14 protein-coding genes are annotated in these 16306 nt (G+C 42.5%); 1 reads left to right on the top strand and 13 read right to left on the bottom strand.

The window, feature by feature from the left end; genetic code table 11:
* Positions 1-129: 129 nt before the first annotated feature.
* From CYO90_RS02635 to ileS, 13 genes are all read right to left on the bottom strand, one after another.
* Positions 130-2334 (bottom strand): endonuclease MutS2, encoded by a 2205-nt coding sequence (locus CYO90_RS02635; protein ID WP_103578353.1) that lies wholly within the window; start codon positions 2332-2334, stop codon positions 130-132.
* Positions 2331-2675: a hypothetical protein gene (locus tag CYO90_RS02630; protein WP_103578352.1), complete on the bottom strand. Its 345-nt coding sequence runs from the start codon at positions 2673-2675 to the stop codon at positions 2331-2333. Before CYO90_RS02630 ends, CYO90_RS02635 begins: the two co-directional genes overlap by 4 nt.
* Positions 2669-2986 carry a hypothetical protein gene (locus CYO90_RS02625; protein ID WP_103578351.1) on the bottom strand — a complete coding sequence of 106 codons (318 nt, stop codon included), beginning with the start codon at positions 2984-2986 and terminating at the stop codon, positions 2669-2671. Before CYO90_RS02625 ends, CYO90_RS02630 begins: the two co-directional genes overlap by 7 nt.
* On the bottom strand, positions 2986-4293 hold the full coding sequence (murC, locus tag CYO90_RS02620) for a UDP-N-acetylmuramate--L-alanine ligase (RefSeq protein WP_103578369.1): 1308 nt from the start codon (positions 4291-4293) through the stop codon (positions 2986-2988). Before murC ends, CYO90_RS02625 begins: the two co-directional genes overlap by 1 nt.
* Positions 4294-4378: 85 nt before the next feature.
* Positions 4379-4732: an MmcQ/YjbR family DNA-binding protein gene (locus CYO90_RS02615; protein WP_103578350.1), complete on the bottom strand. Its 354-nt coding sequence runs from the start codon at positions 4730-4732 to the stop codon at positions 4379-4381.
* A 316-nt stretch (positions 4733-5048) separates the two neighbouring features.
* The gene (locus CYO90_RS02610; RefSeq protein WP_103578349.1) at positions 5049-6584 is read right to left on the bottom strand and encodes a flavocytochrome c; all 1536 of its coding nucleotides are present in this window, start codon (positions 6582-6584) and stop codon (positions 5049-5051) included.
* A 152-nt stretch (positions 6585-6736) separates the two neighbouring features.
* On the bottom strand, positions 6737-7294 hold the full coding sequence (locus CYO90_RS02605; RefSeq protein ID WP_103578348.1) for a DNA-3-methyladenine glycosylase I: 558 nt from the start codon (positions 7292-7294) through the stop codon (positions 6737-6739).
* Positions 7291-8085 carry a carbon-nitrogen hydrolase family protein gene (locus CYO90_RS02600; RefSeq protein WP_103578368.1) on the bottom strand — a complete coding sequence of 265 codons (795 nt, stop codon included), beginning with the start codon at positions 8083-8085 and terminating at the stop codon, positions 7291-7293. Before CYO90_RS02600 ends, CYO90_RS02605 begins: the two co-directional genes overlap by 4 nt.
* Positions 8078-8269: an exodeoxyribonuclease VII small subunit gene (gene xseB, locus CYO90_RS02595; RefSeq protein ID WP_103578347.1), complete on the bottom strand. Its 192-nt coding sequence runs from the start codon at positions 8267-8269 to the stop codon at positions 8078-8080. The genes CYO90_RS02600 and xseB overlap by 8 nt, the downstream gene beginning before the upstream one ends.
* A gap of 3 nt (positions 8270-8272) precedes the next feature.
* Positions 8273-9379: a homoserine O-acetyltransferase MetX gene (metX, locus tag CYO90_RS02590; protein ID WP_103578346.1), complete on the bottom strand. Its 1107-nt coding sequence runs from the start codon at positions 9377-9379 to the stop codon at positions 8273-8275.
* On the bottom strand, positions 9379-10827 hold the full coding sequence (gene guaB, locus CYO90_RS02585) for an IMP dehydrogenase (RefSeq protein WP_103578345.1): 1449 nt from the start codon (positions 10825-10827) through the stop codon (positions 9379-9381). The genes metX and guaB overlap by 1 nt, the downstream gene beginning before the upstream one ends.
* A gap of 4 nt (positions 10828-10831) precedes the next feature.
* Positions 10832-12190 carry an Asp-tRNA(Asn)/Glu-tRNA(Gln) amidotransferase subunit GatA gene (gatA, locus tag CYO90_RS02580; RefSeq protein WP_103578344.1) on the bottom strand — a complete coding sequence of 453 codons (1359 nt, stop codon included), beginning with the start codon at positions 12188-12190 and terminating at the stop codon, positions 10832-10834.
* Positions 12191-12289: 99 nt separating this feature from the next.
* Positions 12290-15046: an isoleucine--tRNA ligase gene (gene ileS, locus CYO90_RS02575; RefSeq protein WP_103578343.1), complete on the bottom strand. Its 2757-nt coding sequence runs from the start codon at positions 15044-15046 to the stop codon at positions 12290-12292.
* 95 nt (positions 15047-15141) lie between these two features.
* Between ileS and CYO90_RS02570 the strand changes: the two genes are divergently transcribed.
* On the top strand, positions 15142-16239 hold the full coding sequence (locus CYO90_RS02570; protein ID WP_103578342.1) for a CinA family protein: 1098 nt from the start codon (positions 15142-15144) through the stop codon (positions 16237-16239).
* Positions 16240-16306 lie beyond the last annotated feature (67 nt).

Below are 16306 nucleotides of genomic sequence, written 5' to 3'. Positions count from 1 at the left end.
AACAATAATTTTGACATTGTTTATACTTTTTTTTTGTAAATCTTCAGACATAAAATTAAACTCCCTTTCCTATGGCTAAGGCTTTCAAATTATAACTATCATTAAATAAAATTTAACTTTTGCTTTAAATTAAAGTTTAACGATCTTTGCACCGTATCCGCCTTGATTTGCCGGTGCATCGTGAAATTCTTTCACGCTTGGATGCTCTTTTAAGAAATTTTTAACCGCAAAGGCAAGCTTGCCAGTGCCGATACCGTGAAATACGCTAACCTCATCAAATCCCATAACAAGACTATCTGAGATAAATTTATCAAGCTTTGCTATCGCCTCGTCAGCTCTCATGCCGTGCAGATCAAGCGAGAGCGAGGCCGTTTTTGGCTTATCGACACTTAAACTTACGCCACCTTTTTTAGGCAAGACTACTTCGTTGCCATTTTTTCTTAAAAGCTCGAGTGGCACGCGCAAATTTATGCCATTTGACTCGATCATCGCGTCATTTTTAGAGATACTTAAAACAGTGCCTTTAATATTTTCATACTTCACTCTATCGCCTACTTTTAGGCTCTCGCGTTCAGTTTTTTTAGGCTTAACGATGGCAGCTTTTTTCTCATTTGCCACGTTTAGCGCCCTTTGCTTGTCTTTTATATCCTTGAAATTTATAACAGCTTTTGCCGCATTTATCGCTTCATAATACTCTTTTTCAAGGCGCGAAATAGTCGCATTTAGCTTGATCTCATTTTTCTCTTTTAGCTCTTTTTGCTCCTCAAGCAAGCGCTCCAGCCGCTCCTCTTTTGCCGTGACCTCTTTTATGCCCTCGTCAAGCTTGGTTTGTAAATTTAGCGTCTTTGTGATGATCTCGTTTAAATTCTCTTTATCTTCGCCGTAAATTTTCTTTGCCTGAGCCACTAAATTTTGAGATATGCCGTATCTTGCTGCAGTTTCAAAGGCGTAAGACTTGCCGATCGTGCCCTTTAAAAACTCAAATTTAGGCCTTTGAGCCGCCTCGTCGTAAAGTGCCGCCACTAGCTCAACCTCTGGATTCTTGGCTAGCAACATCGCAAGGCGCTTGTGGTGGGTCGTGATGATCATTTTGATATCTTGAGTGATGAGGCGCTCTATCATGACACCATACAAGCTCGCAGCCTCCTCAAAGTCGGTGCCAAGCTCGATCTCGTCGATACCGATGATGATCGATTTTTTAGTAAAAAGCCTTGCAAAATGCACCATCCTGCCAGCAAAGGTCGAGATGTCGTTTTTCACGCTTTGCGGATCTTCAATGATCGCGTCAAATTCTTTAAAAGAGCCGATGCTTGAGTGGTTTGCGTCGATACGCATAGGTAGCAGATACTTTGCAAGCAGCGTGGCTGAGATGATCGATTTTAAAAGCATCGACTTACCACCAGCATTTACGCCGGTAATGAGAAGCACCTTTTTGCTAAAATCCACACTCACGCTTTTTGGGTTTTTAAGCGCTGGATGGGCAAATTTCTCAAGTTTGATAACGTGTGAGCTATTTGGCAAAACAAACTCATAGTCACGCGATCTAGCCAAATTTACTCGAGCCTGATATGCGTCAAACTGATCAAAAGCGTTATTTATAAATTTCAAAAAGAGCAGGTTCTTGCTCATCTGCAGGCTAAATTTCTTGCAGTGTTCAAAAATGATCTCCTCTTTTCTATCAAGTAGCTCGCTTTGCTCCTTTTTTAGGCGCTCAGTGCTTGCAGGTGCGACGTAGAAGTAGCCGCCTGAGCTTCTAGCGATCACGGTGCCTTTTAGGGCGTGATTAAAGCCGCCACGCACCAAAAGTGCCTCTTGCGAGTTGATATAGTGCGTCTGGGTATCGACTAGATAGGGTGTGATGTGCTTTGAGTAGATGAGCTTTTTAAGCTCAGCGTCGATCTGGCGCTTTTTCTCGCTAAAAGCCTGCTTTATCGCGTAAAATCTCTCATCCACGCTGTCGCTAAACTCGCCGTTTTCATCAAAGCTGTTTGCCATCTGGCTCATCGCTTCAGGGATTTCAACCTTTGCGATCCACTCGCCAAGCCTACCTTCAAATTTTTGCTTTTTTAGATATGAAAAATACTTAATGATCTTTGCAAACTCGTAAATTTCACTGATGTGAAGCACTGCTTGCTTGCTAAGTCTCATAAGCGCGTCATCAAGCTCTTTTATCTCGTCAGGCGCCTTAAAATCATACTTTGAAAGCTCGCTAATGTTTTCAAAGTGGATCTTGCTGTCGCCTTGTAAAAATAGCGGTTTTTGCCTTGCTAAAAAGGAGTTAAATTTCTCTAAATACTCGCCCAGATCGAGCTTTAAAAATATCTCTTCAGTCATTGCTCACAACTTTTTATAGGCACGATGACGCCTGAGAGATCGCTAAATTCTCTTTTAGCTAAAAATGACGCTGTGCCAAATTCGTAGTTAAATTTCTCAGCGCTCACGTTGTATTCGCCGCATTTTAGTGTTTTGCCTTGTTTAAAATCGCTAACTAGCTTTGAGATGGCGTCCTCATTTTTTGATAAATTCTCTTCGTAAAAATAGACACAAACAAGGATAGCTACAAGCACCGCGCTAACGAGCACTTTAACGCCTTTGCTGATCTTTTCATCTTTTATCGCCCAGATCGCTCCAAAAAGTAGCATCACGCCGGCGATTATTATCAAATTTCTTACCATTTCACGCCTTTATACTTTGCGATGAGTTCTTTGTAAAGCTCAGGGTGAAGCTTGATCTTTTCTAAAATTTCAGCCCTAACCTCGCTGATATCTTGCTTTTCAACCAGCAAGCAAACGGCTAGATAAGGGGCATTTGGCAGCATCTCCTTTATCTGGGTGCTACTTAGCTTTTGCGACCTTGCAAGGGCTATCAAGATATCTTTTTTGCCTAAATTTATAAGGCTTGAAATTTCTTCTTCGCTAAGCTCTTTTTCTTTTATCTCTTTTAAAATTTCATTTTCATCTTGAGGCTTGAAAGTGCTTAGATCCATTAATATCCGCCTCTTAGCTGCACGCTGATATCGCCCGCTCCAAAGCCAACTACGATGCCGTCACTTAGGCGGTTTTTCACGCCAAATTCATCTGTAAATTCTATCCCCTCTTCAACCCTCTCGACCTTGTCTGTAAAGATCGGGTTATACTCGCTAAATTCGCTCTTCATATCAACTTCGATCGGATTTTCTCCGGCTGCATAAACTGGCAAGATAACAAGCTCATCAACGCCCTTAAAGCACTCTTTAAAGCCAGGTAAATTTGTGCTAAGTCTTGTGTAGCGGTGTGGCTGAAATATCGCTGTGACGCTCTTAATACCTAAAATTTTGGCGTATTCAAAGACTGATTTTAGCGTCGCTTTTATCTCGGTTGGATGGTGTGCGTAGTCGTCTATTAGGACGAAATTTTTATTTGCGCTAAGTATGTCAAAGCGCTTTTTTATGCCTTTAAAATTTAATAAATTTTCTCTAATATCTTTAAGCGGTGTCTCATGCATAGCAGCAAGGATAGCCAAAGATGCGTCTATGGCGATGTACTCGCCCATGCCAAAAGCTTCAAATTTGCCTAAATTTTTAAGGTTAAAGCTGGTGTATGGCTGATAGTCTCTTACCACCATCGTTAGCTCGGTGATATCACTGCTTGGATAAAGCCTGATCGCATCAAGCTTAAGAGTGCTTAAAAACTCGTCCTCAGCGTTTATCACCCTAACCTTTGCGCGCTCCAAAAAGCCCTTGTATGCTGCGTAAAATTTAGCTAGATCATAGTCGTAGTGCTCCATGTGCTCTGGCTCTGCGTTTGTGACGATGGCTAGATATGGGTTTGAGTTTAAAAAGCTTGAGTCGCTCTCATCAGCCTCAAATACGACGTTATCGCTCTTTGCGTAGCGCATATTTGAGCCAAACTGCTTTGAGATAGCGCCGATAATGACTGAGCCTTCTATTAGGCTTGCTAGCATCGCTGAAGTAGTACTCTTACCGTGTGCGCCAGCTACTGCAAAAACGCACTTATCTTCAAGCACATAAGGCAAAATTTCTTTTCTTGAAAAGCACTTTATGCCCTTTCTTCTGGCCTCCACTAGCTCGATGTTGTCCTCTTTTATCGCGGCTGAATAGACCACAAAATCTTGGTCTTTTATCGCCTCTTTGCAGTGTGGCGTGATGACCTCGATGCCTTCATTTTGAAGCTCAAGCGTCGTCTTGCTCTCTTTGATGTCGCTGCCGCTTATCTTGTGGCCTTTTTCGTGTAAAAATCTAGCGATGGCTGAGATGCCGATGCCGCCGATGCCTATGAAATGGACTTTTTTGATCTCGTTGTTTAGCTCTTGCAAATTTTATCCTTAAGTTTTTCGTGATTTTAACAAAAACTACTAAATTTAAGGCTGAAAATGGCTTTTATTTGCTTAAGACAAAGCTCTCTTCTATCAGGTCAAAAACTGTTTTTTGTGAGATTTTGGAGTTTAAATTTACGCTTATCCAGTGCTTTTTATTCATATGATATGCCTTAAAAATTTGCCTCTCATCAACTAGCACCATGGCTAGATCTGGACTGCATTTTAGATTTAAAACATCGATCATCTCGTCACTTTCAAGAGCTAGCTTGCTAGCGCTTAGCTGCATAAGTAGCGCAAACCACTTCTTGTTTTCCTTGTGACGAAAGACACTAAATTTTGGATACTTTGGGAAAATTTGCTCACCTAAAATGTCAAATTTCTCTTTTATATATCTCTCAACTTCACTTCGTTTCAAATTTCACTCCGAAATAAAATTATCATTTTTTTAAATCCCCTAAACCCCTCGCACGTTAGAGATTGCTGTGCTTCGAACAGGTTTAGTGATTTGTAAATTTTAAAATTTCATGAGCGAGCAATTTCGGCTCTAAATTTTGAGCTAAGCTGTAAGCGAAGCCAAAATTTAGTAGTCAATTCTTGTGAGCGAATGAAAGTTTTTAAATTTACTAATAAAAAACAAAATTTTAATCTCTGCACTGATAAATTTGGAGGCTAGTATCGCCTACCTAAGCCAAAGGTAAGATAAACTGCCTCCAAATTTAGCACGAGTAAATCTAGATGTTCTCCCCAGCTATCATGCCAAATGTCAAGCAGTCAAGTATCGCGCAGCTACCAAGCCTACTAGCTCCATGTGTGCCACCAGTGACCTCTCCAGCAGCGTAAAGTCCCTTGATCGGCTCATCGTCGATGTTTAGCACCTGAGCTTTGGTGTTGATCTTCACGCCGCCCATTGTGTGGTGAAGCTTTGGAGCGCCACGCATAGCGTAAAATGGGGCTTGCGAGATGGTGATGCCATCAGTTAGCTTGATTGGCTTATCAAAATCCTCATCCTTGCCTTTTTTAACAAATTCGTTGTATCTCTCAACTGTTTTTTCTAGCTCGCCAGCTGGCATTTTGTAGTATTTAGCAAGATCTGCTAGCGTGTCAAATTTCATTATGACGCCGTTTTTCATAGGATTTGCAACGTCGCTCTCGACTAGCTTTGCAGCAGCTACTGAGTCGCATAAATTTATAGGATAGCTGTCGTTTTTAGTATCAATGATCCTAAACATAGCATCAGCCCTTATCTTGCGGTCAGCTAACTCGTTCATATAGCGTTTGCCGGTCTTTGGATCGACTGAGATGCCGTATCTAAAGGCAGCTTGTGAGGCAAATTTACTTGTGATGCCGTTGCCTTTTTCGTCAGGGCATTTATATGGGATGTATTGTATCCAGCCGATTTGAACAGGCAAAGCGCCTATTTTTAGGGCTGAGATCAAAGCTCCTGCAGTCGCTCCTGGGTGGTTTGTGGTGTCAAATTCAGGCACTGCGCGTGGGTCTTGAAGCTTTCTAAAAAATTTATCGCTACAAAAGCCGCCGCTTGCTAGCACGACGCCCTTTTTAGCCTTTATAAATTTACGCTCGCCGCTTTTGTTCTCTTTATCATCGCTAAATAGATTTTTATCAAATTTATAGTCATTTCGCACCGCAACGCCTACTATTGCGCCATTTTCATCAGTCACAAACTCATCAAATTTGCACCTTGTTCTTAGTTCGCATCCTTGTAAATTTTTAAATGTCTCAGCTAGTGGCTGAACTATGCCAGAGCCGCTTGTATTTTCAGTGTAGTAAGTCCTTGGCACGCTGTGTCCGCCCTCAAGAAGTAGCTTGTCTAGGTATTTTGCACCGTGTTTTACAGTGAAGTTAAAAGTATCGACCGCTCTATCAGCAAGGATGCCAAGAAGCTCCACGTGGTTTAGCCCAAGGCCAGCTTTGACGCAGTCTGAGATGAAAAGCTCTTTTGAGTCTTTGACTCCATTTTTCTTTTGAAGTTCGCTGTTTGGCACGGCAAAAATTCCGCCATTTATCACAGAGTTGCCGCCAACTCGTCCCATTTTTTCTAAGATAAGAACCTTGTTGCCTCGCTCATTTGCCTTGATGCCAGCTGCAAGGCCAGCAAAACCGCTACCGATGATAACGACATCCCACTCCTCGTCAAATTTGACATCTTTATCTCTAAAGACTGGCATATCGCTCGCATAAACTCCGCTTGCAGCAAGAGCTGAAACAGCACCAAATTTTATGAAATCACGTCTAGAAACTTTACTCATAGCGTCTCCTTTTTAGTATTACGCTAAAGCCTGTAAATTTTAAATTTACACCTTAGTTTAAACCTTTTGTGATTACTAAAATTATAGGATCATTTATGATAAAAATTACTTAAAATTATTTATTTTACATTAAGGTTACAGTTGCGGCGAGCTTAAATTTTGCCTTTACAAAAGCACTCATTTTCGTGATCATCGATGACACCAACACCTTGTAAAAACGAGTAGATGATCACAGCACCTACAAATTTGAGGCCGCGCTTTTTCATATCTTTTGAGATGCGCTCTGAGAGCTCACTACTTGCTGGCATGTCCTTGGCGCTTTTTATGTCATTTATGACGCGCTTGCCATTTGTAAATTTATAGATGTAGTTATAAAACGAACCAAACCCAGCACAAAGCTCTAAAAAAGCCTTGGCATTTTTTGGCAGAGAGTAAAATTTAAGGCGGTTTTTGATCGCTCTATCATCGCTTAAAAGACTTTGAAGCTTATTTTCATCATAATCTGCGATCTTTTTTGCGTCAAATCCATCTAAAATTTGAGCAAGCCCGGCTCTTTTTCGTAGCACATAGTCCCAGCTAAGACCTGCTTGAAAGCCCTCTAAAATGAGCATTTCAAAGAATTTCTTATCATCTTTGACCGCCCTGCCCCACTCACAGTCGTGATAGCTCTTGCTAAACTCGCTCTTTTCAGCCCAGGCGCAGCGCTTCATCTTTTAAATTTAGCCTCTATCTGCATAAAGCCCCAGGTGCTTCTAGCCTCGCTAAGCTCCTTTTTACTAAGCTCATCGATCATCATCTCTTCATTTTTGCCAAGCCTGTTTTTAACCTCGCCAAATGGGCTAATAAGCATCGAGTCGCCGTAAAAACTCCACTGCTCATCCTCGCTCTTGTGGCTCCCTACGCGATTTGCGCGAAGCACATAGAGGTTGTTTGTAAAGGCTCTAACCTTTAAAAGCTCCTCCCAGCGCGCCTGAGAAAAAAACGTGCAAGCCGTTGGCACAAGCACGATATCGACCTTTTTAGCGCTCATATACGCCCAGCACACGTCAAAGTGCGCCTCGAAGCCAAACATGACGCCAACCTTAAATTTATCGTAGGTAAAGATAGGTAAATTTAGCTCTTCGCTTGCGTTGCTAAAAAATTTTGCCTCGTTCCAGTGCGCATAAGGCATGAGAATTTGCTGATCGTATAGCTTTACTTGAGTTGGGCTAAATTTAGCTAGGCTCTTAAAAATCTCTTTGCCTTTTAAATTTATGATAGGTGCGATGATGTTTAGATCATACTTTTTTGCCATCGCAAATAGCGCCTCTTTTTTGCGCTCGCTTTGCTCTTTTATGAGGCTTTTTGGCATGCTAGCAAGCTCTTTAAAGAAGCTATTTAGCACGTATTCGCCAAGGACAACCAGCCTTGCATTTTCATCCGCGCAAATTTTAAGGTAATAATCAAGCCTTGCCTCGCTCAAAGGCTGCGTTGGTAGCTGAAGGGCGCAAATTTTACTCATCATCCACCTGCTTTATGCTAAGTTTTGCGTTTTCTAAAATTTCTCTTGCTTCATTTAAGAGATTTTTGCCCTGCTCGTGCAGCTTTATGCTGTTTTCTAAGCTCACATCATCTTTGTTTAAATCGTTTAAAATTTTATCAGCTAGGGCTAATTTCTCTTCAAAACTTTGCTCTTTTTGCTCCATTTTCTATCCTTTTAATATATTTTTTATATATCCATCAAATTTTTCTATCTCGACCAAAAAGGCGTCGTGGCCGTAGTTGCTATCTATCTCTACAAAATTTGTCTTTGCGCCTCTGCCCATTTCGCAAAGTGCGTCATAAATTTCTCTCATGCAGCTTGGCGGAAAGAGTAGATCGCCTTTAAATGCGATAAGGTGCAAATTTGCTTTGATCGGCGCAAGGGCGTCTTTTAGGCTATCATAGTGCCTTGTGCAGTCAAAGATATTCATCATCTTTACGATGTATAGGTAGCTTAGTGGGTCAAACCTCTTTGGGAAGTTGTAGCCGTTATACTCCATGTAGCGATCGACCTGAAAATGTCCAAAAAGATCGTAAAGGCCGTCAGTTTCGACGTAGCTCCGTCCAAATTTCTTATCCATGCTATCAGGGCTTAAGAAGCTGATGTGCCCTGCCATCCTGCCATAAGCCATACCTTTTAGCCCATTTTTTCTTATAAATTCTGCGTCATATTCGCCATTTTTGAAATTTTCATCGTTTAAAATGGCTTCGATGGCGATCTTGTTAAACGCTATCGCCCAAGGCTTTGTCTGGTAGGTGCTTGCTAGCATTATGATATCTTGCGCAAATTCTGGAAACTCGATAGCGTAGCAAAGTGCCTGCATACCGCCAAGACTGCCGCCTATCACGGCTTTTGCTCTTGTGATACCAAGCTCGCTAAATAGCCTCATCTGCGCCTTTACTACGTCACTTATAGCAAGGACTGGGAAATTTAGCCTATACTCTTTGCCGCTACTTCGATCAACACTTAGCGGCGAGGTCGAGCCAAAGCACGAACCTAAGATATTCACGCAAATAACATAAAATTTATCCGTATCAACCGCCTTTTTGCTGCCTATTAGCCCGTCCCACCAGCCAGCTTTCTCATCGCCTGCGTATGTGCCAGCAGCGTGGTGTGAGCCAGTTAGGGCGTGACAGATCACGATAACGTTGCTTTTATCAGCATTTAGCGTGCCGTAAGTCTCATAAATAAGCTTGAAATTTGATAGCATACGGCCACTCTCAAGATAGAGTGGCTCGTTAAATTTAATAGTTCTAGTTTGCAGGTCTAACACTAATTAACTTTGTAGTTTGGTGCCTCGTGAGTGATAACTACGTCGTGGACGTGGCTCTCTTTTAGTCCAGCGCTTGTTATCTCGACAAATTCAGCTCTTTCTTGAAGAGTTGGGATGTCTTTTGCGCCGACATAGCCCATAGCGCTTCTTAGGCCGCCTATTAGCTGATGGATCACATCTTTTATGCTGCCAGCAAATGGCACACGGCCTTCGATGCCTTCAGGCACAAGCTTGTCTTGAGCGGTGCCCTCTTGAAAGTAGCGGTCAGAGCTGCCCTTTGTCATAGCGCCTATTGAGCCCATGCCGCGATATACTTTGTACTGGCGACCTTGGAATGTTATAAGCTCGCCTGGGCTCTCTTCGCAACCTGCAAGCAAGCTTCCCGCCATAACGCAAGCCGCACCTGCTGCAAGGGCTTTTGCCACGTCGCCTGAGTATTTTAAACCACCATCTGCGATAACTGGGATGCCATATTTTGCTGCTTCGCTTGCGCAGTCATCAATCGCTGAAATTTGAGGCACGCCAACACCAGCAACGATCCTTGTGGTACAAATAGATCCTGGTCCAATGCCCACTTTTATGCCGTCAGCTCCTGCTTCTGCTAGGTCTTTTACAGCTGCTGGATTTGCGATATTGCCAGCTACGACATCGACTTTAAAATTTGCTTTTATCTCTTTTAAAGTGTCGATGATGCCCTTTGAGTGGCCGTGAGCTGAGTCGATGACGATGACATCTACGCCAGCATCAACAAGTGCTTTAGCGCGGTCTATCTGACCCACGCCAATAGCCGCAGCCACGCGAAGTCTGCCGTAGCTATCTTTGTTTGCGTTTGGATACTCTTTGCGTTTTTTTAGATCTTTTATGGTGATAAGTCCGTCAAGTCTGCCATCTTTATCGACTATAGGTAGCTTCTCAACCCTATTTTGAGAGAAAATTTTCTCCGCATCATCAAGCGTGCAGCCCTTTGGTGCAGTGATAAGCGGTGCTTTTGTCATGCGGTCTTTTACCAAAGTGCTCATATTTGTTTCAAATCTCAAATCGCGGTTTGTTAAAATTCCTATTAGTTTGCGGTCTTTGTCGATGACTGGAACGCCTGAAATATGAAGATCTGACATAAGGCTTAGAGCTTCAGCCACGGTTGCTTCTGGATTTATAAAGATAGGATCGATGATGACGCCACTTTCGCTTTTTTTAACGCGTTTGACCTCTTTTGCTTGGCTTTCGACGTCCATATTTTTGTGGATGACGCCGATACCGCCGAGCCTTGCCATCATGATAGCAGTTCTATGCTCAGTCACCGTATCCATCGCAGCAGAGACGATCGGGATATTTAGCGTGACGTTTTTGCTGATCCTGGTTTTGACATCAACTTGCTTTGGCAAAATTTCAGAGTATTGCGGCACAAGAAGCACATCCTCAAATGTTAAAGCTCTCTTTACTATCTTCATATTTTTATCCTTTTATTAAATTTTCTAGGCTCTTAGCACCATTTATCAAGGTCTGTTCGTCCCACGCTTTTGCGATGAGCTGGGCGCTTACGTTTAAATTTTGATCATCTTTGCCAACTGGCACAGAGATAGCTGGTAGGCCTGCTAAATTTACGCTGATCGTGTAGATGTCGCTTAGATAGGCTTGAAGTGGATCGCTGTGTGCTCCAAATTTATAAGCTGTGCTTGGAGCAACTGGCATGAAGATGAGATCATTTTCTTCCAAAATTTTCTCGTACTGAGCTTTTATATGCGCTCTTGCTTTTTGCGCTTTGATGTAGTAAGCATCGTAGTATCCGCTACTTAGTACAAATGTACCAAGTAAAATTCTTCTTTTTACCTCTTCGCCAAAGCCTTCTGAGCGCGAATTTACATATAGCTCTTTTAAATTTCTAGCTTCTGCGCGTCTGCCATATCTCACGCCGTCGTAGCGGCTTAAATTTGCGCTCGCCTCTGCGGTTGCGATGATGTAGTAGGCAGCGACGTCATATTTTGAGTCTTCAAAATTTGTGTAAGTTACGCTGTGACCGTGTGATTTTAGCTTCTCGATCGCTAAATTTAAAGCAGCTTTTGTCTGCTCGCTTGCGTTTTCGACGTAGTTTTTGATGACACAAATTTTTAGCTTTTTGTTGCCATCTATCTTGTCGCTAACGCTCACAAACGGCACATCTGCGCTCGTGCTATCTTTTGGATCGTGTCCAGCGATCGCGTCATATAAAATGGCTGCATCTTCTACGTTTTGAGCGATAGGTCCTATTTGATCAAGGCTGCTTGAGTAGGCACCAAGGCCGTATCTGCTCACTCTGCCATAAGTTGGCTTAAGTCCTACGCATCCGCAAAATGCCGCTGGCTGGCGGATCGAGCCACCAGTGTCGCTACCAAGTGCGGCTACTGCAAGGCCAGCTGCGACTGCTGCTGCCGAGCCACCGCTACTGCCACCTGGGACGTGAGCGTGATTTAGTGGGTTTAGTGTTTTGCCATAAAATGAGCTCTCAGTCGTGCTTCCCATCGCAAATTCGTCCATATTTGTGCGGCCAAATGGAGCTAAATTTTTGCTAAGTAGCTTCTCTATGACAGTTGCATTATATGGTGCTACGTAGCCTTGTAAAATTTTAGAAGCGCACGTGACGTTCCAGCCTTTTACTTGGATGTTGTCTTTTATAGCGATAGGCACGCCCTCGCCTAGTTTTGCGATCTCTAAATTTGCTAGCTGCTCGACATAAGCGCCAAGCTCTTTTTCTTTTATGATCTTTGCCTCAAGCTCGGCTCTTAAATTTTTTATCTCTTCAGCTGAAAATTTCAAAGCTTCTTTTAAAGTTACCACTATTTTTATCCTTTAAATTTATTAACCAAAAATATGCCAAATAAGCTAACAACGACCACCGCAGCGATCGTTGCTATTATGATAGTTGCACTTACTGGCTCACTTAGCACTTATGACCTCTTCACATCTTGGGCATAGCGCATCTTCTTTGCTAGCGTTAAATTTCCAGCATCTTGGGCATTTGTGAAGGTTGCTTGCTATGATCTTAAATTTATCACCCTCAAGCTCAAACTCAGCTAATGGCTCGCTATCATCATAAGCTCTAACCGAGCTTACCATGTAAAGATCGGCCACTTCGCGCTCGTCGTAGCCTGTGATGTTGTGGTTTGTGGTCTCTAGGCTTAGCTCTAGAGTTGATTTTATCTTTTTATCCTTTTTAAGAACGTCCACAATCTCGTTAAATTTCTCCCTGCTAGCAAAAAGCAGCTCATCTTCAAAGCTAAGATCAAATTTGATAGGCTCATAAACTAAGTCAAACGCGTCTTTTGCCTCGCCTTTGATGATCTTTGGAGCGTAGTCCATCACCTCATCAACGGTGTAAGTAAGCGTTGGAGCGATGAGTGGCAAAAGTGCCTTTGCGATGATCGCCATTGCGCTTTGAGCTGATCTTCTTCTTGGTGCGTCTTTTGCGTCGCAGTAAAGCCTATCTTTGCATACATCAAGATATACGCCGCTAAGATCGGCTGATAGGAAATTTAAAAGGATGTTAAAGCCCTTTGAAAAGTCATAATTTTTAAAGCAAGCACTCGCCTCATCAAAGACCTTTTTAGCACGTGCTAATATCCATTTATCAAGGATGTTAAATTCTGTATTTAAGCTCTCAAGATCATTTACATTTGCTAGTAAAAAGCGTATAGTGTTGCGGATTTTGCGGTATTGCTCGCTTATTTGTTTTAATATATCTTCGCTTATTTTTAAATCGCTTGAATAATCACTCATACCAACCCAAAGGCGTAAAATTTCCACGCCGTGAGTTTTGGCTACATCTTGTGGAGCGATGACGTTGCCCTTGCTCTTGCTCATCTTCTCGCCCTTGGCATCAACAGTAAAGCCGTGAGTTAGGATGCTCTCATAAGGTGCGTGAGAATTTATAGCTGTGCTTACTAGAAGCGAGCTTTGAAACCAGCCGCGGTGCTGGTCTGAGCCTTCAAGATACATGCTTGCAGGGTATTTGCCAGCGTCGTAGTTGTCACTTTGCAAGACCGCATGCCACGTCGAGCCGCTATCAAACCAAACGTCAAGGATGTCCATAACTTTTTCTAAATTCTCAGCCTTGTATTTTGTGCCCTTTGGTAAAAGCTCATCTATACTTAGCGCCCACCACGCATCAGCGCCTTTTTCTTTAAAGATAGCCACGATGTGGTCTAAAATTTCACTATCAAATATAACTTCTTTTGTCGCTTTATCTCTGAAAAACGCGATCGGCACGCCCCAGTCACGCTGACGAGAGATGCACCAGTCTGGGCGATTTTCTATCATCGAGCCTATTCTTTTTATGCCTACGCTTGGGTAAAATTTAACCTTTTCAAGCTCTTTTAGCGCTGTTTGTCTAAGCGTTTTTCCACCTAGTTTAGCCTCATCCATAGCGATAAACCACTGCTTTGTGGCTCTATAAATTACAGGCTTGTGTGTTCTCCAGCAAAATGGATAAGAGTGTCTAAATTTAGAGACGCTAAGCAAGCTTTTGCCAAGTAGCTCTAAAATTTTCTCATTTGCTTTAAAGATGTGCATGCCGACAAACTCGTCTACCACGTCACTTCTAAATAGTCCGTGATGTTTTATGCTCTCATCGTAGCAGCCTCCATCATCAACTGGCATCAAAATTTCGCTAAAGCCATATTTCAAACAGACGTAGTAGTCGTCCTCGCCGTGACCTGGAGCTGTATGAACAAGTCCAGTACCCCCGTCCATCATGACGTGATCACCTAGTAAAAATTTAGACTTTCTGCCGTTTAGTGGATTTATCGCGTGGGTATTTTCAAGCAGGCTTGATTTAAACTCTTTTTTGATCTCGCCCTTGCTTAGGCCACTCTGCACAACGCTTTCAAGTAGTGGCTTTGCAAATATCAAATTTTCAGCCGTTAGCACATAAATTTCATCTGGTTTTAGGCTTATGGCTTGATTTGCTGGAAGCGTCCAAGGCGTGGTTGTCCAGATGACAGCGCTTGCCTCTTTTACGCCAAGCTTTTCTAGCGCGTCGCTATCAAGCTCAAATGCTACGTAAATAGAGTAGTCCTCTTTCTCCTCGTACTCGACCTCAGCCTCAGCTAGTGCCGATCTAGCCGCCCAGCTCCAATAAACTGGCTTGCTTCTCTCTATCAAAAGGCCTTTTTTAGCGATCTCGCAAAGCGCTTTGTAGATGTCAGCCTCAAACTCAAATTTCATCGTCATGTATGGATTTTCAAAGTCGCCGATGATGCCAAGGCTTTTAAATTCATTTCGCTGGATATCTATAAATTCTCTCGCATGCTGCCTGCAAAGCTCCCTGATCTCGACCTTGCTAAGCTCTTTTTTCTTATCGCCAAGCTTAACTTCGACTTGCTGCTCGATAGGCAAGCCATGGCAATCCCAGCCTGGCACATAGCGGACGTTTTCGCCGTAAAAATAGTGCGTTTTTGTGATGATATCTTTTAAAATTTTATTTAATGCGTGGCCGATGTGAAGGTGTCCGTTTGCATACGGAGGGCCGTCGTGGATATTGAAGTTTTTAACCGCATTTTGGCGATTTTTCTTCATTTTTTCATAAACCTTGCGCTCTTCATACCATGATTTTAGTCTTTGTGGTTCATTTTGTGGGAGATTTCCGCGCATCGGGAAATTTGTCTCTGGGAGTAAAAGTGTCTCTTTGTAGTCCATTTTTTACCTTGATTTTAAAATTTGCTAATTTTACACCTGTGCTGGTTAAATCACACTGAAAAATAGTATAATGAGGCAAAAAAAGGAGCTTAAAAATGAGACAAAGTATCTTGATAATAGGCGAAGATCTTGAGATAAATAGAGAATTTCTAAACTACATTTTTCAAAGTTACGAGGATCATTTTGGCGAGCTTGGAGTGGTCAGTTTTGCTCCAAAAAATAGCAAAGAGCTACCTTTTATCATCGAAAATTTATCAAAAGATTACGACTTTGTAAGCATTTTTGGCTCGGATGAAAATTTTGCCATCGCCGCAAAGATCGTAGCGACGCTAACTGGGGGCTCACTCGAGCTAAAAGATAGCACGACACTTGCGCTTAAAGATAGCTTAGACTACTCTAAAAATAGCTTTTTAGCTAGCCTAAATAACGCCCAGATAAATCTCATAAAAGCCAACCCAAATGAAGAGCTAGGCGAGTTTCTAACCGAATATGAGCCTGATTTTAGCTACTTTCATCTAATAGACATCGACGCAGATAGCGCGAAGATCCTTATGCTACCACTTGCTAAAACTTATGAGGTCGATATCACTATTGCGCAGATCCTGCCAAATTTGATACTAGTAAGGGCAAAAAGCAATAAATTTGGCCAGATCGAGAGCTTTTTACAAGGGGTAAAAACGCTATTTTCGCAAAAATTTATCCCGCAAAAAGATGTGATCAAATTTGTAGCAAAAAAGCTCATGCAAAATGGGCTTAAAATTTCATTTGCTGAGTCTTGCACGGCTGGGCTTGCGGCGGCTAAATTTGCAAGATATGGCGGCATCTCAGCTAGCTTTGATGGCTCCTTGGTAACTTATGCAAATCACATAAAGCACGAATGGCTGGGCGTTGAGGATGAAATTTTAGATACTTACGGAGCCGTGAGCGAGCCTTGCGTAAAAGCGATGGTAAAAGGCACGCTAAGCACGACAAATGCGGACTTTGCGCTTGCTATAAGTGGCATAGCAGGACCAGGTGGAGGCACAGCTAGCAAGCCAGTTGGCACGGTATATGTCGCAGCTGGCGATAGAAACGGCAATATCGAGGTTGAGAGGCTGCTTTTAAAAGGGGAGCGCAACTACGTTAGAGAGCAAAGCGTGCTAAGTGCCTATCTATGTTTGCTTCGTCTAAAAAGCGAGATATTTTTCGCGTAAAATTTATCTTTTTAAAAATTGCACTAAATTTAACAGCGACATTCACAATAAAATATCAAAAATAAAA

The organism is Campylobacter concisus (assembly GCF_002913745.1).
GTDB lineage: Bacteria > Campylobacterota > Campylobacteria > Campylobacterales > Campylobacteraceae > Campylobacter_A > Campylobacter_A concisus_R.
Note: the sequence above shows the minus strand (reverse complement) of the source record. Positions and strands in the feature narration are given on the sequence as shown.